Source organism: Methylorubrum pseudosasae, assembly GCF_029504475.1.
Classification (GTDB): domain Bacteria; phylum Pseudomonadota; class Alphaproteobacteria; order Rhizobiales; family Beijerinckiaceae; genus Methylobacterium; species Methylobacterium extorquens.
Map to the genome: position 1 here is coordinate 5,125,681 of NZ_JAQGDU010000002.1, position 18,013 is coordinate 5,143,693.

Below are 18,013 nucleotides of genomic sequence, written 5' to 3' on the forward strand. Positions count from 1 at the left end.
CTTTTCCGATGTCGGTCCTGCAAAACGCTCCGGTTGCCGCTCAAGCCTGATGGCCGGCGAAGCGCTTTGCGCGGTTCAGGTCAGGCGGCCGACCGGGATGGCTCCGAGACGGTCGAGGCAAGGGAGGGGCGTATCTGGAGATCGATGCGGAAGGCCGAGGACGTCGCCTCTTCGATCACTTCCAGGGACCACGTATCCCCCAGGGTCAACCGATGGCCCGATTCCTTGAGCAGCGAACCGGCAAAGTGGACGGCTGCGCGCAGGGCCGCTTCCAGATCGACGCATTCGACCCCGTCGTCATCCACGATGCCGAGGCCGTCGTGCACGTTGAAGAAGTACCTTGGCATGTCGCATTCGGTCATTGAGCCTAAAGACAAGCAATGATGCCTGATGGCTCAACGCGAATAAAGACTCTGCTCGACATTTTTTTGAGCATTTTATGCTCATATGGCGCGATGACAATCTATGCACCTCCATAAACTGGTCTATTTCTCTCACGATTGGAATAATATGTTACAGCACTTAAGCAAAATAGTTCGCCGCGTATCGCCGGCAATAAAGTTGCGCAAAATCAAGATATGCGGGGACGAGCATTCAGTCCGTCGGTCGGGATAGGGGGCGGTTCTCGCAGATCAGCCCGGTTCCCCGGTGAGAGGTGAGCAAAAATCGTTCAGGCCCTTCCGTATCGCGCAGCCTTCCGGCATCGACCCATCGATGAACGCAGCGGATCTCAGCTTCACCTCGTCCGACTTCCTGCGGCTTCTGGAAGGTCTCGGCCTCACCGGGAGCTGGGGCTGGACGCTTGCAACGGGGGACCAATGTTTGGTCGCCCGGCCTCTTCCGCCTGCTCGGACTCGAGGTCGGCGAGGTCACACCGAGCTATGAACGGCTGATCCAGTTCGTACACCCGGAGGATCAGGACCGGCTCGAGCGAGCGGATGACGTCAGACGTGACGGTTTGCTCGGCACGCACACGGTCCGTGTGCTGCGCTCCGACGGGGCCCTGCGGATCCTGAACCTTCAGGGCACCGTCTATCACACGCCCGAAGGCCGCCCGCGCGCGGCGGCCGGCATCGTGCTGGATGTGACGGATCGCGAGCAGATGGCGGCGGCGTTGCGCATGGAGCGCCGTCGCCAATGGGCTCTGTTCGAGGTGCTGCAATCCTGGTCCAATGCCGCGCTCTATGTCGGCGGGCAGCGGACGGCATCGCCCGAGATCCTCAGTCTGACCGGTGTGAGCGCGGAGGTGTTCAGGGCCGATTGCGACCGGATCGTCGCCCCCGACGACCGCGCCCGCATGCGGGCTCACATTCAGGCCATGATCGCCGAGGGGAAGTCGTTCGAGGTCTCGAAGCGCCTGCTCTTGGCGGATGGCGACCAGGGCGCGTTCCGTTTCCTCTACACCCCTGTTCGCGACGCCACGGGGCGCACCGAGACCTGGCGACCTACGCATCGCGGCTCAGTGGCCCCAAGGCTCCTATTACCGATCCGGTGCGTCGAGGGCTGGTGCAGGGCATCGATGGCAGCCATTTGCGGGCGGCGCGGGCGCTGCTCGGCTGGTCGATGCAGGATCTGGCTCAGGCGGGCGGGCTGTCCTTCGCCACCGTCCGCCGCCTCGAAGAGAATGCCGGCGGGCGTCGCGCCCACAGCCATGAGAGGGCCGTCGCCGCGCTTCAGAAGGGCGGGATCGGCTTCCAGATCGTCGAGGGCAACCGGATCGCGCTGTTCCGGCGCTGAGCCCTGTCGTCCCTTATTTGCCGATGCAGAAGCCGGCGAAGAGGCGGTCCAGCATCTCCTCGACGCCGACATGCCCCCCGACCTCGCCCAGCGCCCGGACGGCGAGCCGGAGGTCCTCCGCCACCAGTTCCGGCGGGAAGCCGGCCGATGCGGTGGCGACGCGGTCGAGATGAGCCGCGGCCCGGGACAAAGCCTCGCGATGACGCTCACGGGTGACGAGGGCGCCGCCCTGACCGAAGGCCGTTTGGGCCGCGGCCTGGATCGCATCCAACAGCGCGTCGAGTCCGGCCCCCGTGACGGCGGAGATGGCGAGGCCGCCCTCCCCCGGCACCTCCGGCGCGAGGTCGGTTTTCGTGCGAACGAGAAGGACGGGGACGTCCGCAAACCGCCCGGCGTCGGCCTTGCCGTCCGCCGGCACGAGATGGAGCACGAGGTCAGCACTGCGGATCCGGCTTTGCGTGCGCTTGACGCCCTCCGCCTCTATCGCATCAGCCGTCTCGCGCAGGCCCGCGGTATCGACCAATACGACCGGCAGCCCGCCGAGATCGCAGCGCACCTCGATGGCATCGCGGGTGGTGCCCGGGAATGTCGGAAACGATGGCCGCGTCGCGCCCGCTCAGCGCATTGAGCAGGGTCGATTTTCCGGCATTGGGAGCGCCCGCCAGCACGACGCAAAAACCCTCGCGCAGGCGCTCGCCCCGGCGCCCGTCGGCCAGCGCGTCTTGGATCGCATCGCGCAGGGCGGTGGCGCGGCCGGATAGGGCGGCGTCGAGGCCGGCGTCATCGACATCGCCTTCATCGGCAAAATCGAGGGCTGCCTCCGCTCCGGCGAGCAGATCGATGCCGGTCTCGCGCCATGCGGCGACTTGACGGCCGAGGGCGCCGTCGAGCTGACGCAGGGCCTGGACACGCTGCGCTTCGGTCTCGGCGTCGATGAGGTCGGCGATGCCCTCCGCCTCGGTCAGGTCGATGCGGCCGTTGAGGAAGGCGCGGCGGCTGAACGCCCCGGCTTCCGCCGGCCGGCAACCCGGTACGCGTCCGAGCGCCCGCAGCACCGCGGACCGCACGGCGAGGCCCCCATGCAGATGCAGCTCGGCCATGTCCTCGCCGGTGGCCGTGGCAGGGCCCGGCAGCCATGCGACCAGGGCCTGATCGAGGATGTCGCGGGAGTCAGGGTCGCGCAGGCGGCGCAGGGAGAGACGGCGCGGCTCCGGGCGTCCGCCGGCCAGAAGGTCGAGTGCCGCCCCCGCCGCCGGCCCGCTGATGCGCACCACCGTCACCGCCGCACGGCCGAAGCCGCTCGCCGGGGCGAAGATGGTGTCGTCGCGGTCGGGTAGGGGTGGGGGCATGGTGCTGAACGCTGTCCCGCTGCCGCGCCCCATTCCTCGTGCGGAGAGGAGGGACGCGGCCGCCGCGAGACCTGTTGATGCGAGGGGCCGGTCAAACCACCAGATTCACGATCCGCCCCGGCACGACGATGACCTTGCGCGGGGCCCGGCCTTCGAGAGCGCGCTGCACCGGTTCCAGCGCCAGCGTCGCCGCCTCGACGGCCTTGGCGTCCGCGTCGCGCGGAACGGTCACGTCCGCCCGCTTCTTGCCGTTGATCTGGACCGGAAGGGTGATCTCGTCCTCGACCAGCAGCGCCTGATCGGCCACCGGCCAAGCCGTCTCCGCGACGAGCCCCTGCCCGCCCAGCACGCGCCAGGATTCCTCGGCGAGATGCGGCATCATCGGTGCGATGAGCTGCACGAGGATGCGGGCCGCCTCACCCGCCGCGGCCTTCGAGGCACCTCCGCGCAGGCCCTCGTCGAGGGCGTTGGCCAGGGTGTAGATGTGGGCCACGCAGCGGTTGAAGCGCAGGCGCTCGATATCCTCGCCGACGGCGGCGAGCGCCTTGTGGGCGGCCTTGCGCAAGGGAGCGTCAGCGGTGCCGCCGGGCCCGTTCGCGGCCGTCGCGCCGTGGACAAGGCGCCAGACGCGCTGCACGAAGCGGGCCGCACCCTGCACGCCTTCTTCGGTCCAGATCACATCACGCTCGGGCGGCGAGTCGGAGAGCATGAACCAGCGGGCGGTATCGGCGCCGTAGCTGGCGATGATGTCGTCGGGGTCGACGACGTTCTTCTTCGACTTCGACATCTTCTCGGTCGGGCCGATCTCGATCGGCTCGCCGGTTTTCACGTGAAATGCCTTGCGCGCTCCGTCTTGCGTCTCGAAGCGAATCTCGGCGGGCGGCGTCCAAGCGCCGGCTGCATCCTTGTAGGTCTCGTGGACAACCATGCCCTGCGTGAACAGGCCCGCGAACGGCTCGGACACGCCGGACCAGCCCGTCGCCTGCATCGCCCGCATGAAGAAGCGTGAGTAGAGCAGGTGCAGGATCGCGTGCTCGACGCCGCCGATATACTGGTCGACGGCGAGCCAGTGATCGACCGTCTTACGGTCGGTCGGGGCGTCGGCGAGCCAGGGCGCGGTGAAGCGGGCGTAGTACCAGGACGAATCGACGAAGGTGTCCATCGTGTCGGTCTCGCGCCGGGCTGCCGCGCCGCAGCGCGGGCACGGCACCTGACGCCACGCTTGATCCCGCTCCAGCGGATTGCCGGGCTGGTCGAACGAGACCTCGTCCGGCAGCTTCACCGGCAGGTCTTCCACCGGCACCGGCACCGGGCCGCAGGCCTCGCAATGGATAATCGGGATCGGGCAACCCCAGTAGCGCTGGCGCGACACGCCCCAATCGCGAAGGCGGAACTGCACCTTCCGGCGGGCGACCGGCGCGTTGCCCAGCGTCTCGCCCTCGAGGCGGTCGGCGACGGCCTTGAACGCGTCGTCGGTGGTCATGCCGTCGAGGAAGCGCGAATGGATCATCCGCCCGTCACCGTCATAGGCGGTGTCGGTGATGATGAAGGCGTCCGGGTCCTGCCCCTCGGGGCAGACCACCGGCGTGTTGCCGAGCCCGTACTTGTTGGCGAAGTCGAGATCGCGCTGGTCGTGGGCCGGGCAGCCGAACACGGCGCCGGTGCCGTACTCCATCAGCACGAAGTTCGCGACGAAGACCGGCAGCTCCCAGGACGGATCGAGCGGGTGGCGCACCGTGAGCCCGGTGTCGAACCCGAGCTTTTCCGCCGTATCGATCGCCTCCTGCGCGGTGCCGATGCGGCGGCACTCCTCGGCGAAGGCTTGCAACTCCGCGGCCTTCGGGCCGGATTCGGCCAAGGCCCGGGCGAGCGGGTGATCGACGGAGATCGCCAGGAACTTGGCGCCGAACAGCGTGTCGGGGCGGGTGGTGTAGACCGTCACCTCGTCCGTGCCGGCGAACGGCGCGGCGAGGGCGAAGCGCACCTCCAGCCCCTCCGAGCGGCCGATCCAGTTGCGCTGCATCAGCCGGACCTTCTCCGGCCAACGCTCCAGGCCGTCGAGGGCGTCGTGCAGATCCTGCGCGAAATCGGTGATCTTGAAGAACCACTGGGTCAGCTCGCGCTGCTCGACGAGCGCGCCCGAGCGCCAGCCGCGCCCGTCGATCACCTGCTCGTTGGCAAGCACGGTATGATCGACCGGATCCCAGTTCACCTTCGCCGTGCGGCGGGTGACGAGCCCCTTGCCCAGGAAGTCGAGGAACATGCGCTGCTGATGCTTGTAGTAGTCGGGATCGCAGGTCGCGATCTCCCGGCTCCAGTCCAGCGACAGGCCCATGCTCTGGAGCTGCCCGCGCATGGTGGCGATGTTGGCGTAGGTCCACTCCCGCGGGTTGACCTTGCGCTCCATGGCAGCGTTCTCGGCCGGCAGGCCGAAGGCGTCCCAGCCCATCGGGTGCAACACGTTGTGGCCCTTGGCACGCTTGTAGCGGGCCACCACGTCGCCCATCGCGTAGTTGCGCACGTGGCCGATATGGATGCGCCCCGACGGGTAGGGGAACATCTCCAGCACGTAGTATTTCGGGCGGGGATCGTCGTTCTTCGTCTCGAACAGCTTGGCCGCGTCCCAGGCCTGCTGCCAGCGCGGCTCGGCGTCCTTGGCGTTGTAGCGCTCTTGGTGGCGCTCCTGCGCGGTCGGGGAGGGCTGTGCGGAATCGGTCATCGGGAGCGCCGGGATCAGCGGAAAAGGGAGTGGGCCGCACGCAACGGTGTCGCGGGGCCCGAAGCCCGGCACCTAGCATATCCGTGCGGTCAAGGGTCAACGCTCGGCGCGGTTCAGATCTGCTGATAGACAGCCACCACGCGATCGGAGCGGCGCCTGCGCGCGTTGGGCCTAGGCGTCGGTGGGCGTATCGAACATCGGCGGGGCTTCTCCGTTCGAATCGGGAGAGGCCAGGATATCGCGGGCGCGAAGCAGGGAAACACGCCACGACCCTTGAAGTCGCGTCTGCACCGCCGCAAGGAGGGCCCATGATGGATGAGAGCCAGACCCCGGATCAGATCTCGGATCAGACCCTGGACGCCAAGCCGCCGGTCGGCGAGGCCGATGTCGCTGCCGGGCTCGCGGAGGTGCGCGCGAGCATCCGCCGGGCCGCCGAGGACAACGAGCGCGATCCCGCCAGCATCCACCTCGTCGCCGTCTCGAAGACGGTACCGGCCGAGGGCATCCTGCCGGCTTTGGAGGCCGGCCAGCGGATCTTCGGCGAGAACTACGTGCAGGAATCGAAGGCTAAGTGGCCGGCCCTGCGTGAGCGGTTTCCGGATGTCGAGTTGCACCTCGTCGGCCCGCTCCAGTCGAACAAGGCGCGCGAAGCGGTCGAGCTGTTCGACGTGATCCATTCCCTCGACCGGCTGTCGCTCGCCGCAGCGCTCGCCAAGGAGATCGAGCGGAGCGGCCGGGCGCCCAAGCTCCTGATCCAGGTCAATACCGGCGACGAGACGCAGAAGGCGGGCGTCTCCCCCGATCAGGTCGATGTCCTGCTCTCGGAATGCCGCGAGACCCATAATCTCGCGATCCACGGCCTGATGTGCATCCCGCCGGCCGAAGACCCGCCCTCCCCTCATTTCGCCCTGCTGGCCCGCATCGCCGAGCGCCACGGCCTGCCGATCCTGTCGATGGGCATGAGCGCGGATTTTCCGGCGGCGATCCAGATGGGCGCCACCCATGTCCGTGTCGGCACGGCCATCTTCGGCCGGCGGACGAAGCGAGCTTGAACGGCTGCCCGCACTATCGATGAGCCGGTTAACGACCGATCATCGTCCAATCTTCATCCGCGTTCCCGGCCCGAGGCGGCGGAGCAGGCGCAGCAGGTCGGCGGGTTTCAGGGCGACGCAGCCTTCCGTCGGCCGGTAGCCGCTGCGGGCGATGTGCAGGAAGATCGCCGAGCCCCGGCCCGGACGGATCGGACCGCGGTTGTAATCGAGGTCGATCACGAGGTCGTAGAGCCCGTCGTCGCGCCAGAGCTGCTCGGCGCTCGCCGCCGTGCTCGGCAGCCGGATCGGCCGGTTGTAGCGGCGATCCTGGGGCGCGTCGCACCATCCGTCGTCCCGTCGCGTGGGTCGCAAGGGGAGCGCACTGACGGGGCGGACGGGGAAGCGGTCGGGCCGATAGAACCCGCCGCGCAGGCGAAAGATGCCGCGCGGCGAGGCCCCGTCCCCTTCCCGCTTCTGCGTCGTGATGCCGGAGCGCCCGAGGGCACAGGGGATCACGACCCCGCCCGCGATCAGCGTGCCGCGGGTCGGATCACCCGGCAGCGGGCGCACCCGCAGCAGGCCAAGGGCGCCGGACGGCCTTCCCTTTGCTGAAGTCGCAGCCCCGGTCTGCTTTGCAACTTGAGCGCGCCGCATTGCCAGTTTGTCCCAGCTTGCTCCGAGCTTTGCCCGGCCTGACGTCATGTCGCGGCAGAGAAAGGTGGAAGATGGCGAAAATTCTGCATAAGCGCGCAATCTGGATTTCCCGGCGCGCAAAACGAACTAGGTTTGTCGTCAGGCGGCACCGTATGGGTTCCGTCCGCGGCCAGCCAATGGGCCATATGCCTATTCGGATCGGCGTGCCGTGATGAAATTGTCTTGGCCGCCTGCGTGATCTCTGTGCGACGTCCAGGTGTCCGGAAAGCTTGTTGAGAGCCGCTGCGTCGATGTCCAACCCCTATTGCATCCTCGTCTGTGACGACGACGACGCCCTGCGTGAGGCATTGACGGAACAGATCGACGCCTACGACGAATTCTCCGTCATCGGCGAGCCGACGGCGACCGGGGCGCTGAACCGCGTCACGCAGGAGCCGGTCGATCTCGTGGTGATGGATGTCGCGCTGCCGGACATGGACGGGCGCGAGGCGGTGCGGACCCTGCGCCGCAACGGCTATCGCGGCCCGATCATCATGCTGACCGCGCAGGAATCCGACGACGACATGGTCGAGGGCCTGGAGGCGGGCGCCAACGATTACGTGGTCAAGCCGTTCAAGTTCGCCGTGCTGCTCGCCCGCATCCGGGTGCAGCTGCGCCAGCATGAGGCGAGCGAGGATGCGGTGTTCCGCATCGGCCCCTACACCTTCCGGCCCGGTGCCAAGCTGCTGGTCGGCGAGCGCGGCTCCAAGCTGAAGCTCACCGAGAAGGAGACGGCGATTCTGCGCTACCTCTACCGGGCGGGCCGCGAGGTGGTCGGGCGCGATACGCTGCTCGCCGAGGTCTGGGGCTACAACGCCCACGTCACCACCCACACCCTCGAAACGCATATCTACCGGCTGCGCCAGAAGATCGAGCCGAACCCGGCGGTCGCCGCGATCCTCGTCACCGAAGGCGGCGGCTACAAGCTGCTGCCCTGAGGACCGATCCGGCACCGGTATCCACCGTCCCGCACAGCCCGCGGCCGGGCAGCGTATCGCGTTGCCTCGGCATCGGTTAAGCTTGCGCCCGGACCGTCAAGCATCGTCCCGAAAGGTGGTCGCCGGCTTTCGGAAGCGAGGCGATGCAAAAGGCGTAGCGTATCGCGGCCAAGGGGCGGAGAGGCGTTGGGGCTCGACGACGACATCGCGATCCTCGCCGCGGCCCCCGTGTTCGAGCTGTTCGGGCGCGACGCCCTGCGCCTGCTCTGCTTTGCCGGCGAGCGCCGCCTCCTGGGGGAGGGCGACCTGCTGTTCGCCCGCGGCGAGCCGTCCGACGGCGGCTACGTCGTCATGTCCGGCACCATCGCCCTCGTCCCCCTGCGGTCCGGTGCGGAGCCGGTCACGGTTGCCCGCTCCGGGGTCATTGGGCGCAATGCCCTCTTCCGCCAGGTCGAGCGGCCGGCGGATGCGCGCGCGGTCGAGCCGTCCGAAGTGATGCGCGTGACGCCCTCGGTGATGAGCCGCGTCCTGCGCGAATTTCCCGACGCGGCGGCGGCGATCCGTGATGGCATGGCCGAGGAGCTGCTCGATCTCGTGCAGGGCCTGTCCGGCGTGCGCGAGCGGCTTGTGGGCCTCGCGCCACGCAAACGGTGACAGGACCGGGCGGCTTTTGTAAGCACGACCACCTTTCGCGCCGAACGCGAGACGCCGGCCCGATCGCATCGGCCGACGTCTCTCGGTTCTCGTGTCAACGTACATTCTCTCGACGAACCGTTTGCCGCTTCGTCGGAATGCACTTCAGTCCGGAAAACCCCGATGTCACACGCCGATCTCGAAAAGACCATCGAAGCCGCCTGGGAGGAGCGCGCCGGCATCTCGACCGCGACCACCGGCGCCGTGCGCGAGGCGGTGGACGAGGCGCTGAACCTGCTCGATTCCGGTCAGGCCCGCGTCGCGGAAAAGGCGGGCGATTCCTGGCAGGTCAACCAGTGGCTCAAGAAGGCGGTGCTGCTCTCCTTCCGCCTCAACGACATGGTGCCGATCGAGGGCGGACCCGGCTCCTCCGCGTGGTGGGACAAGGTGCCCTCGAAGTTCGCCAACTGGGGCGAGGCCGAGTTCCGCGCCGCCGGCTTCCGCGCCGTGCCGGGCTGCTTCGTGCGCCGCGGCTCCTACATCGCGCCGGGCGCGGTGCTGATGCCGAGCTTCATCAACCTCGGCGCCCATGTCGGCGAGGGCACCATGGTCGATACCTGGGTGACGATCGGCTCCTGCGCGCAGGTCGGCAAGAACTGTCACATCTCGGGTGGGGCCGGCATCGCCGGCGTGCTGGAGCCGCTCCAGGCCAACCCGGTCATCATCGAGGACAACTGCTTCGTCGGCGCCCGCGCCGAGGTCGCCGAGGGCGTGATCATCGGTGAGGGCTCGGTCCTGTCGATGGGCGTCTATATCGGTGCCTCGACCCGGATCATCGACCGCACCACGGGCGAGACCTTCTACGGCCGCGTGCCGCCCTACTCCGTGGTGGTGTCGGGCACGACGCCCGGCAAGCCGCTGCCCGACGGCACCCCCGGCCCCGGCCTCTACTGCGCCGTGATCGTCAAGCGCGTCGATGCCGGCACCCGCGCCAAGACCGGCATCAACGAGCTGCTGCGGACCTGATGGCGTCTGCCGCCGCATCGGCCGCCACCCGCACCCTCGATCTCACCGTCGCAGGGCACCGGGTGGCGACGCCCTGTGCCGTGATCGGGGAGGGCGCCGACGCGCTGCTCCTGCCCGCCCTCTCCTCGATCTCGGCACGCGAGGAGATGCTGCCGCTCGCCCGCGAACTCAGCGCGACCTATCGCTGCCTCGTGCCCGACTGGCCGGGCTTCGGGGCGCATCCGCGGGCGCGGCTGCCGCTCAATCCGGCGAACCTCCACGCCTTCCTCGACGCGCTGCTGGCGGCTGCCCCCGGCCCCTACGCGCTCGGCGTTGCCGCGGGCCATGCCGCCCCCTACCTCGTCGCAGCCGCGCGCCGCCATCCCGGTGTCTTCGAACGGCTCGTGCTCGTGGCGCCGACCTGGCGCGGGCCGCTGCCGACGGCGATGGGGCCGGAGCGCGCCGCGTGGTTCGGCCGGATCCGCCGCGCGGTCGAGATGCCGCTCCTCGGCGAGGCGCTCTACCGGATCAACATCAGCCCGCCGATCATCGGGCGGATGATGCGCGCCCACGTCTATGCCGAGCCGGCGCATGTCACCCCGGCCGTGATCTCGGCCAAGCACCGCATCACCCGCCAGAGCCGAGGCCGGTTCGGCACGGCGGCCTTCGTGACGGGCGGCCTCGATCCGGCCTCGTCGCGCGAGGAATTCCTGGCTTCGTTCGGCGACGGCCTGCCGCCCGTGCGGGTGCTGCGCCCGGAGAAGGCGCCCCGCCGCTCGGGCGCCGAGATGGAAGCCTTGATCGGCACGGGCCGCGTCTCGGCCCTCACCGTACCGGGGGCGCTGAGTGCCCACGAGGAGTTTTTCCGCGACGTCGCCGCCGCGATTCGGGCGCCCTGAAAGCAGGCCCCGAAAAAGCGGACCGGTCTGACAGCGGATTGGGACTGTGACGCATCCGTCGCACGTCCCTCCTAGACAGGCCGGAAGCATCAGTCTGAAACTGACGCCCGCTCCTGGCCTCCGCCACGATCCGTTCAGCCCCGGCGCCTGAAAGCTCCTCCCCCGATGACCCGCCCGACCCGTGCGCCGGTGCGCTTGGCCGCCCTGCTGACGCTGATCCTGGCTGCTCAGCCAATCCAAATCGCCCCCGTCAGGGCCGAGCCGACGGCACCGGGCGGCCCGGCGACCTCCGCCCCCTCGCTGGAGAAGGACAAGCTCGCGGCCGCGGCCCCGAAGGGCTATCTCAGCGAGGAGGCGACGCCGAACCTCGTGGCGATCCTGCCGCCGCCCCCCGCGGGCCACTCGGCGGCGGAGGCGGCGGACCGGGCGGTCTACAACGCGACCCGTGCCTTCCAGGGCAGCCCGCGCTGGGCGCTCGCCACCGACGACGTCGCCGATGGCGGCGCCGCGCTTCTGCAGGACTATGCCTGCGTCCTCGGCCAGCGCATCGATCAAGCGAGCGTGCCGGACCTGATGCGGCTCCTCGATCGGGCCCGGATCGACATCGCCCGCGCCACCCGCGTGGCCAAGCGGCGCTACCGTCGCCTGCGCCCCTTCGTCGGCAACGATTTGCCGATCTGCGTCGCCCGCACGGCCGAACTCGCCGACAGCTTCAGCTATCCCTCCGGTCATGCCAGCCAGGGATGGGCCTACGGGCTGATCATGGCGAACCTGATGCCGGAGAAGGCGACGCAGTTTCTGGTGCGAAGCCGGCTCTACGGCGAGAGCCGGGTCGTGTGTGGGGTCCACTGGCTCAGCGATATCGAGGCTGCCCGAACCGGCGCCTCGGCGCTGGTCGCCGTGCTGCTCGCCGATCCCGGCTTCCGCACCGATCTCGAGCGCGCCCGGACCGACCTCAAACGCGCGCTGAGCGGGGAGGGGGCGAAGCCTGATCCCGCGCTCTGTGCCCGCGAGGATGCGGCCGCGCGCCAGCCCTTGCTCTGAAGAAGCCGGGATAGGCCCGGCCCCGACGCCTCACCGCTTCCAGACGCCCAGCCGCTCGGTGCGGGCGTGGTCCTCGGCCGCCGCGAGATCCGGCGTCGCCTCCGACGAGGCGCGGCCGCCGCCGTTGAACAGCACCACCTCGGAGAGGTCACGGCCCTCGACAGTGCAGATATGTGCGCTGCTGCCGGGCGCGGGCTGGCAGGTCACCGAGCGCTTGCGAAGATACTTGCTCAGTTCGTCGGACTGGCCGCCACGGACCCACTCGACGCCGAACAGGCGCACGACCTTGCCGCCGACCCGCAATGTCGCCGTGTCGATCACTTCCGGAACGCCGACGATGGCATTGGCGCCGTTGCCACCCTTGCGCGGCGCCTCCGGCTCGGACGGACGCTCGGCCGTAGTCCCCGGCGCGTCCGCGGGCGGTGCGTCGGGCGCTGGCTCCTCTGCCGCCGGGACGCGATCCGCGGGCGGCGGCGAGCCGGACAGCGGCGTCTGCGGGGCCTGCGTTTCCGCGGTCTGCTGAGTAGGGCGGCCGGATTGCTCCGTGTCGCGTCCGCTCAGGGAGAGCGCCGCGACGAGGCCCGCACCGGCCAGGGCGCCGAATGCCATCAGCAGAACCGGCCGGCGGCTGCCGGCGGCGAAGGCATCCTCCGCGCGGTCGCGAATCCGGGTCGCCGTCTGGCGGGGCTGAATCCCACCGGCCACGCGCCGCCAGCCGTCTCCGACGCGGGCGCGCGCCTCGGCCAGGCGCTCCGCCGCGTTCGGCCCGGACTCGGCCGGATCGAGGGAGGCGCTGACCGGAGCGGGCCTCGGGCGGGCCTTCAGCCGCTCGGCGAGCCGGCTGCGCCAGCCCTCGACGGTCTCGCTCGCGGCGCTAGCGAGCGCCCGGCTGCGCTCGGCGGAGGTGTTCGCCAGGGAGCGCGCCAGCGCCGACTGCGTCTCCACGAAGCGGGCGCCCGCGGCCCGCACGTCGGCGATGGTGTCGCGGGCGGGTTCCGGCTCCGGTTCGGGGGCAGGGGGGAGAAACAGCGGCGCGTGCTGCTCACGAAGCTCATCGACGAGGTCGTGCAGGGTCAGCGGCACGCCGGCACCCGCCTCGCCCCGCAGGCGCACCGTGCCGGTTCGATCGACGATCCGGTAGCCGGGCACGCCGTCGGCGGGCTCGACGAAGCCCTCGGCGATCAAGGCCAGCGTCCGGCGTGCCACCGGCCGCGCGCCGCGCCGGTCGAGCTCGGCCAGGATCAGCGCGCGGATCCGGCGGTCATCCTCGGAAACCGGCGCCTCCGGCGGGGCCGTCGTCTCGTCCTTGCTCCGGCCTGCAGCCTTTGCCGATCCCTTCACGCGTGCGATGCCCTGTTCTCGATCGTCGCCGGGGCGCCCCTCACGGCGGCGCCCGTCGGCTGCTTCTACAGCATGGACCGGCCGGAGTATCCGGTCGATGCGACGGCTGATCCCGGAGGATGATCGCTTGAAGCGATCATCCTGTTTCCGACCCGGCCTCAATCGCCGGCGCCCGCCTCCGCGGGCTCAGGCTTCCGCTCCGCTAGATGCTTTCCGGGGCTCACGCCCCCAAAAGCCCGCTCCGCGCGGCGCTCTTCGCGCCGCGAAGCTGCTGGCGCCGCTTCAAGCCATGGATTCTGAGCTCCGGCCGTCAGGCCCCCGCCCGGCTCAGGACGCGGCTCGCCTCGGACACGATGACCGGTGCGCCCCCGGCAAAGCTCACCGTCAGCGTGAGTTCGGCGACACCCTGCGAACGCGCGCCGCGCGACGGACTGGCCGCCGTGAAATCATGGACGATGCGCACGAGGCAGGTGGCGCTGGCTCCGTCGCAGGCGATCCGCGGTTCCCCGTGCGGCTCGTAGCGCCGCTCGGGCCAGCGTTGCGCGAAACGCTGCTTCTCGGCCAGGAGCGCGTTAGTGCTCATGACACGGCCGTGGAAGCGCACCGTGCTGCCGTAGAAGCGGGGCGCGGCGGACAGCATCACGCCGTTGGGCGCCGACACGCTGTCGAGATAGCCGAGGCTCAGGCGACGCGCCGCCACGGCCCAATCGGAGAAGCGCGGATCCGGCTCGGCGCGGGCCAGGTTCGCGGCCGGCGGCGGGGGAGGCAGCGGGGTCGGGCGGTGGATCCGGGCGGTGTGTCCGTAACGCTCTTCGCGCGCCCGCTCGTGGATGGCGGCCCGGCGGGCGCGGCGCATCTCGGCGGCGCGGGTGCGGTCCTGGCGCTGCATGTCCCAACGGACGGGGGCAGGGGAGGGGGCGGCGGCCGCGGCGCGAACGGGTCCTCGCTTCCGGTTCGACCTCGAACCGGGGAGCGGCTTTGGCCGCCGGTTTCGCCCGCTCGCCGCCGGCAGGGGCGGCGCCGGATTTGGCGGGTGGGTCGATCCAGTTCGATCCCTGCTGGGCCAGGGCGCCTCCCGCCGCGCAGACCGAGGAGAGGAGAAGGGTCAGAAACAGCACGGGGCGCATGACGGGACCGATCGGGCGAGCAGGCCTGAAGATGCCTCGCGGAAGGCCGGGTCACCGTCGGCGCTCACCTCGGATGGGTGACGGCGGCCGGCACTCCGCGGAAGGCGGTCGGTGAGACGGAACGCGTGGCGGCACCGCTACGGTTCCACGCCTTTCTGCCACCGGGTCCGTGCCTACACCGAGTCGGGCACCCGTGCGACCGGTGCCGGCCCCGGAAGGCCCGTTACCCCCGCTGTCCAAGCTTCCCGCGTCAGAGCTCACGAAGCCGCGCTCTTGCCACGCGCCCTTGCCCCGCACTCTTGCCCCGGACTCTTGCCATCGCGCGGGAAGTGCCCACCTTGAGCGTAACGATCCCGGCTCGTCCTGCGCGCGAAGGCAGCAGGCCGAGCGCGCCCGGTGCCAAGCACCGGGTGGGATCGCTGAGGACGGGTCCGGGCCCCTCTGACGGTCGAGGCGTCGACCGTGATGTCGGATTCTTTCACCGCTGGCGCGAACGCGGCGCGGAAGCGTGCAAGGATAGTCCTGTGCCGGCCATGCTGGTTTTCCTGTTCCGTTCCTCTGCGAGCGGAGCGGCTGCTTGAGCGCGACTTCGGAGACCGGGAAGCGCCGCGCGCTCCTTCTCGTGAACGCCAAGGCCCGCAGCGGGTCCGCGCCACTGGATGCGATCCGCACGATCCTGCGCGAGGGGGGTCTCGATCTCATCGAGCCGGAGGGCAGCGCCGATTGCAAGGAAGTGATCGGGCGGCATGCGTCCTCCGTCGATCTGGTGATCCTCGGGGGCGGCGACGGCACCATGAACGCGGCGGCGCCGGCCCTGGTCGAGACGGGGCTGCCCTTCGGCATCCTGCCCCTCGGCACCGCCAACGACCTCGCCCGCTCCCTGGGTCTGCCCCTCGAGCCGGAGCCGGCCGCCCACGTGATCCCGACGGCGCCGGAGAAGGCGATCGACCTCGGCTGGGTCAACGGGCACTATTATTTCAACGTGGCGAGCGTCGGCTTTTCCGCTGATCTCGCCAGCGAACTGACGGCGGAGGCCAAGAAGACCTGGGGCACGGTCGGCTACGCCATTGCCGCTTTCCGGCTCCTGCGCCGCGCCCGGCCCTTCACCGTGACGATCGAGCATGACGGCCGCACCGAGAAGGTGACGACCATCCAGGCTTCGGTCGGCAACGGGCGCCATTACGGCGGTGGCATGACCGTGCAGGAGGACGCCACCGTCGATGACGGACGGCTCGATTTCTACAGCCTGGAAGTCGCCCATTGGTGGCGGCTGATCGCGCTGCTGCCGGCCCTGCGCCGCGGGACCCATGGCAAGGCGGCGGATGTGCGTGCGTTCGAGACCACGGAACTGATGCTAACGACCCGCAAGCCGCGGGCGGTCAACACCGACGGCGAGTTGACCACTTGGACCCCGGCCCATTTCAAGGTGATGCCGAAGGCGGTGCGCGTTCTCGCGCCGCTGGACGCCGCGCCCGGCAGCACGAGCCGCTTCCCTCTTCCCTTCTGAACCTCCGGACCCGCCCGTGGACAGCCTGCTTCACCTCGCCGCCGATCCCACTGCCTGGGCAGCGCTGGCGACCCTCGTGGTGATGGAAGTCGTTCTCGGCATCGACAACCTGATCTTCATCTCGATCGTCACCAACAAGCTGCCCGAGGCCGAGCGGAGCCGGGCGCGGCGCTTGGGCATCGGCCTCGCGCTGATCCTCCGGCTGGCGCTGCTCGGCACGGTGGCGTGGATCGTCCACCTGACCGAGCCGGTCTTCGCGGTGCTGGGCAAGAGCTTCTCCTGGCGCGACCTGATCCTCATCGCCGGAGGCCTGTTCCTGCTGTGGAAGGCGACCAAGGAGATCCACCACAGCGTCGATCCGAGCCCGGAGGAGAAGCCTGGCAGCCGGGCGGCGCTCACCTTCGGCTCGGCCATCGGCCAGATCCTGGTGCTCGACCTCGTCTTCTCGATCGATTCGATCATCACCGCCGTCGGCATGACCGAGCACGTGCCGATCATGGTGATCGCCGTCGTGGCCGCCGTGACCGTGATGCTGATCGCCGCGGACCCGCTGTCGCGCTTCATCGCCGCCAACCCCACCGTGGTGATGCTGGCGCTCGGCTTCCTCATCATGATCGGCATGACGCTGCTCGCCGAAGGCTTCGGGGCGCATGTGCCGAAGGGCTACATCTACACCGCGATGGCGTTCTCGGCCGGCGTGGAAGGCCTCAACATGGCGGCCCGCCGCCGCAGGCGGGCGAAGACGCCGACGAGCGGGGCCTGAAGCGCGGCAGTTTTCCCGTGAAAACCACAGGGACCGGCCGGGGGCCTTCACACCATTTCCGTGTGGGCCGTCGCCCCTGGCCCAGCGAGCCCCGGCAAATGATAAAAAAGCGAGCCTGTTTCCGGGACGGGCTCGCTCGCAGAACCTGTTTCCATTTGGGTCACGTGCGGTCGATCCGAACGAGATGGTCAACGAATCGTAAGGCATAGCGGCCGAAGCCCGGTGGCCCCGGCTTGCCGGGTAAGGGTCCGTTCACGCCGCACCGCGCGTCTAAGCAGTATGACCTGAACCCAGGCGACTGCCCCCATGCGCTTCCTTCTCGCACCGGCCCTGCTTGCCGCCGCGTGCGGATCCTCCCTTGCCGCCGCACCCTCGCCGTTCCGCGCAGCCCTCGCGGCAGCCGGCGGCTGCGGCGTGCACCGCGTCCTTGCGGAGGAGAGGCTCGGGCGGCTCGGCGTGGCCTCGGCACAGGCCGTGTCGCAAGATGAGGCCGACCTGTTCGGCAAGCCGGCCGGGCAGTGGACCGAGGACGAGATCCGCGACGCGGTCTCCGTCTTCGCGGCCTGCGAGACCAGATCCGGATCGGCCCGCACCGGCCTGAGCGAACGCCTCACCCGCGACCTGCGCGGCCTGGAGACGGCCCTGCGCCGGGCCATCGTCGTCGGGCACGCCCGCGCACCCGTCGAGCCGAGCGAGGAGCGGGCCTCGCACGGGGCCGGTCGCGATGGCGCCCCGAGCGGACCCGCCCAGCTCCGACAGGGCCCGGCCTTCATCCCAGCCCTGCGGGGCGGCGCCCCGCAGGCGGAAGCGCCACGCGCGCTCGCCGCCGTGCCGGCGGCCTCCTCCGATGCGCGAGATGACGCGCCGCCCGACCGGACCTGGAACGCACAGCCGCTGGCCGCCGATGCGGCGGCGGGCGAGCCGCCTCGCCTCGCGACGGCGTCGATCGCCGCGCACCGGCCGCCGAGGGAGCGGACCCCGTGCCCGGTCAGCCTCGGCACCTTCGATCTGCTCCAGGCCGAGATGCGTCTGTCCGAGGCCGAGGGCGTGCTCGGCTGCCGCGGCACCATCGACGCCACCGCGAACATTCCCGGGGTCGGCACCTTCGAGACCTATCTCTGGTCGGACCGCAGCAGCGGCGGCACCGTCACGCTGGTCTTTCAGAACAAGCGCCTGCGCTCGAAGGCGCAGCGCGGCCTCAATGCGGAAGCCGGGCGCGGCGGCTGA

15 protein-coding genes and 2 pseudogenes are annotated in these 18,013 nt (G+C 70.0%); 11 read left to right on the forward strand and 6 right to left on the reverse strand.

The genetic code is table 11. The features are described 5' to 3' along the window. Window positions 1-80 precede the first annotated feature (80 nt). The gene (locus M2437_RS25125; protein WP_253389000.1) at window positions 81-347 is read right to left on the reverse strand and encodes a DUF6894 family protein; all 267 of its coding nucleotides are present in this window, start codon (window positions 345-347) and stop codon (window positions 81-83) included. 455 nt (window positions 348-802) lie between these two features. Between M2437_RS25125 and M2437_RS25130 the strand changes: the two are divergent. Beyond that, window positions 803-1,375, forward strand: a pseudogene (locus tag M2437_RS25130) (PAS domain-containing protein); the annotation flags it as partial. A gap of 131 nt (window positions 1,376-1,506) precedes the next feature. Then, entirely contained in the window at window positions 1,507-1,737 is a 231-nt protein-coding gene (locus M2437_RS25135) for a helix-turn-helix domain-containing protein (protein WP_253389001.1), read from the forward strand. Between the two features lie 13 nt (window positions 1,738-1,750). Here the strand turns inward: M2437_RS25135 and mnmE are convergent. Both mnmE and leuS read right to left on the reverse strand, forming a co-directional pair. Beyond that, a pseudogene (gene mnmE / locus M2437_RS25140) lies at window positions 1,751-3,086 on the reverse strand (tRNA uridine-5-carboxymethylaminomethyl(34) synthesis GTPase MnmE). A gap of 91 nt (window positions 3,087-3,177) precedes the next feature. Next, window positions 3,178-5,805: a leucine--tRNA ligase gene (gene leuS, locus M2437_RS25145; RefSeq protein WP_253389003.1), complete on the reverse strand. Its 2,628-nt coding sequence runs from the start codon at window positions 5,803-5,805 to the stop codon at window positions 3,178-3,180. 308 nt (window positions 5,806-6,113) lie between these two features. Between leuS and M2437_RS25150 the strand changes: the two genes are divergently transcribed. Beyond that, entirely contained in the window at window positions 6,114-6,857 is a 744-nt protein-coding gene (locus tag M2437_RS25150; protein ID WP_253389004.1) for a YggS family pyridoxal phosphate-dependent enzyme, read from the forward strand. Between the two features lie 39 nt (window positions 6,858-6,896). Here M2437_RS25150 and M2437_RS25155 read toward each other — a convergent pair whose 3' ends face one another. Continuing rightward, window positions 6,897-7,490 carry a L,D-transpeptidase family protein gene (locus M2437_RS25155; protein ID WP_253389005.1) on the reverse strand — a complete coding sequence of 198 codons (594 nt, stop codon included), beginning with the start codon at window positions 7,488-7,490 and terminating at the stop codon, window positions 6,897-6,899. A gap of 290 nt (window positions 7,491-7,780) precedes the next feature. Here M2437_RS25155 and M2437_RS25160 point away from each other — a divergent pair, with 290 nt between their 5' ends. From M2437_RS25160 to M2437_RS25180, 5 genes are all read left to right on the forward strand, one after another. Further along, entirely contained in the window at window positions 7,781-8,467 is a 687-nt protein-coding gene (locus M2437_RS25160) for a response regulator transcription factor (RefSeq protein WP_253389006.1), read from the forward strand. Window positions 8,468-8,653: 186 nt separating this feature from the next. After that, window positions 8,654-9,121, forward strand: a complete 468-nt coding sequence (locus M2437_RS25165) for a Crp/Fnr family transcriptional regulator (RefSeq protein WP_253389007.1) — start codon at window positions 8,654-8,656, stop codon at window positions 9,119-9,121. Between the two features lie 162 nt (window positions 9,122-9,283). Then, complete coding sequence (gene dapD, locus M2437_RS25170; RefSeq protein WP_015822170.1) at window positions 9,284-10,126, forward strand: 2,3,4,5-tetrahydropyridine-2,6-dicarboxylate N-succinyltransferase; 843 nt, start codon at window positions 9,284-9,286, stop codon at window positions 10,124-10,126. Then, entirely contained in the window at window positions 10,126-11,004 is an 879-nt protein-coding gene (locus M2437_RS25175; RefSeq protein WP_253389008.1) for an alpha/beta fold hydrolase, read from the forward strand. Before dapD ends, M2437_RS25175 begins: the two co-directional genes overlap by 1 nt. 165 nt (window positions 11,005-11,169) lie before the next feature. After that, window positions 11,170-12,048, forward strand: a complete 879-nt coding sequence (locus M2437_RS25180) for an acid phosphatase (RefSeq protein WP_253389009.1) — start codon at window positions 11,170-11,172, stop codon at window positions 12,046-12,048. Window positions 12,049-12,078: 30 nt separating this feature from the next. Here the strand turns inward: M2437_RS25180 and M2437_RS25185 are convergent, their stop codons facing one another. Beyond that, window positions 12,079-13,389, reverse strand: coding sequence for a thermonuclease family protein (locus M2437_RS25185; protein ID WP_253389010.1), 1,311 nt, complete (start codon window positions 13,387-13,389; stop codon window positions 12,079-12,081). A gap of 310 nt (window positions 13,390-13,699) precedes the next feature. Beyond that, window positions 13,700-14,278 (reverse strand): hypothetical protein, encoded by a 579-nt coding sequence (locus M2437_RS25190; protein WP_499007125.1) that lies wholly within the window; start codon window positions 14,276-14,278, stop codon window positions 13,700-13,702. 815 nt (window positions 14,279-15,093) lie between these two features. Between M2437_RS25190 and M2437_RS25195 the strand changes: the two genes are divergently transcribed. The 3 genes from M2437_RS25195 to M2437_RS25205 all read left to right on the forward strand — a co-directional run bounded on the left by M2437_RS25195 (window position 15,094) and on the right by M2437_RS25205 (window position 18,013). Next, the gene (locus M2437_RS25195; RefSeq protein ID WP_015822163.1) at window positions 15,094-16,023 is read left to right on the forward strand and encodes a lipid kinase; all 930 of its coding nucleotides are present in this window, start codon (window positions 15,094-15,096) and stop codon (window positions 16,021-16,023) included. Between the two features lie 16 nt (window positions 16,024-16,039). Next, window positions 16,040-16,786, forward strand: a complete 747-nt coding sequence (locus tag M2437_RS25200; RefSeq protein ID WP_015950472.1) for a TerC family protein — start codon at window positions 16,040-16,042, stop codon at window positions 16,784-16,786. A 306-nt stretch (window positions 16,787-17,092) separates the two neighbouring features. After that, on the forward strand, window positions 17,093-18,013 hold the full coding sequence (locus tag M2437_RS25205) for a hypothetical protein (RefSeq protein WP_253389012.1): 921 nt from the start codon (window positions 17,093-17,095) through the stop codon (window positions 18,011-18,013).

What these genes read in the sequence shown, in the direction of transcription:
- M2437_RS25155 (WP_253389005.1), bottom strand. Translation starts at nt 7,490, where the DNA reads ATGCGGCGCGCTCAAGTTGCAAAGCAGACCGGGGCTGCGACTTCAGCA.
- M2437_RS25205 (WP_253389012.1), top strand. Translation starts at nt 17,093, where the DNA reads ATGCGCTTCCTTCTCGCACCGGCCCTGCTTGCCGCCGCGTGCGGATCC.
- M2437_RS25175 (WP_253389008.1), top strand. Translation starts at nt 10,126, where the DNA reads ATGGCGTCTGCCGCCGCATCGGCCGCCACCCGCACCCTCGATCTCACC.
- M2437_RS25180 (WP_253389009.1), top strand. Translation starts at nt 11,170, where the DNA reads ATGACCCGCCCGACCCGTGCGCCGGTGCGCTTGGCCGCCCTGCTGACG.
- M2437_RS25190 (WP_499007125.1), bottom strand. Translation starts at nt 14,278, where the DNA reads ATGCAGCGCCAGGACCGCACCCGCGCCGCCGAGATGCGCCGCGCCCGC.
- M2437_RS25150 (WP_253389004.1), top strand. Translation starts at nt 6,114, where the DNA reads ATGATGGATGAGAGCCAGACCCCGGATCAGATCTCGGATCAGACCCTG.
- dapD (WP_015822170.1), top strand. Translation starts at nt 9,284, where the DNA reads ATGTCACACGCCGATCTCGAAAAGACCATCGAAGCCGCCTGGGAGGAG.
- M2437_RS25160 (WP_253389006.1), top strand. Translation starts at nt 7,781, where the DNA reads ATGTCCAACCCCTATTGCATCCTCGTCTGTGACGACGACGACGCCCTG.
- M2437_RS25125 (WP_253389000.1), bottom strand. Translation starts at nt 347, where the DNA reads ATGCCAAGGTACTTCTTCAACGTGCACGACGGCCTCGGCATCGTGGAT.
- leuS (WP_253389003.1), bottom strand. Translation starts at nt 5,805, where the DNA reads ATGACCGATTCCGCACAGCCCTCCCCGACCGCGCAGGAGCGCCACCAA.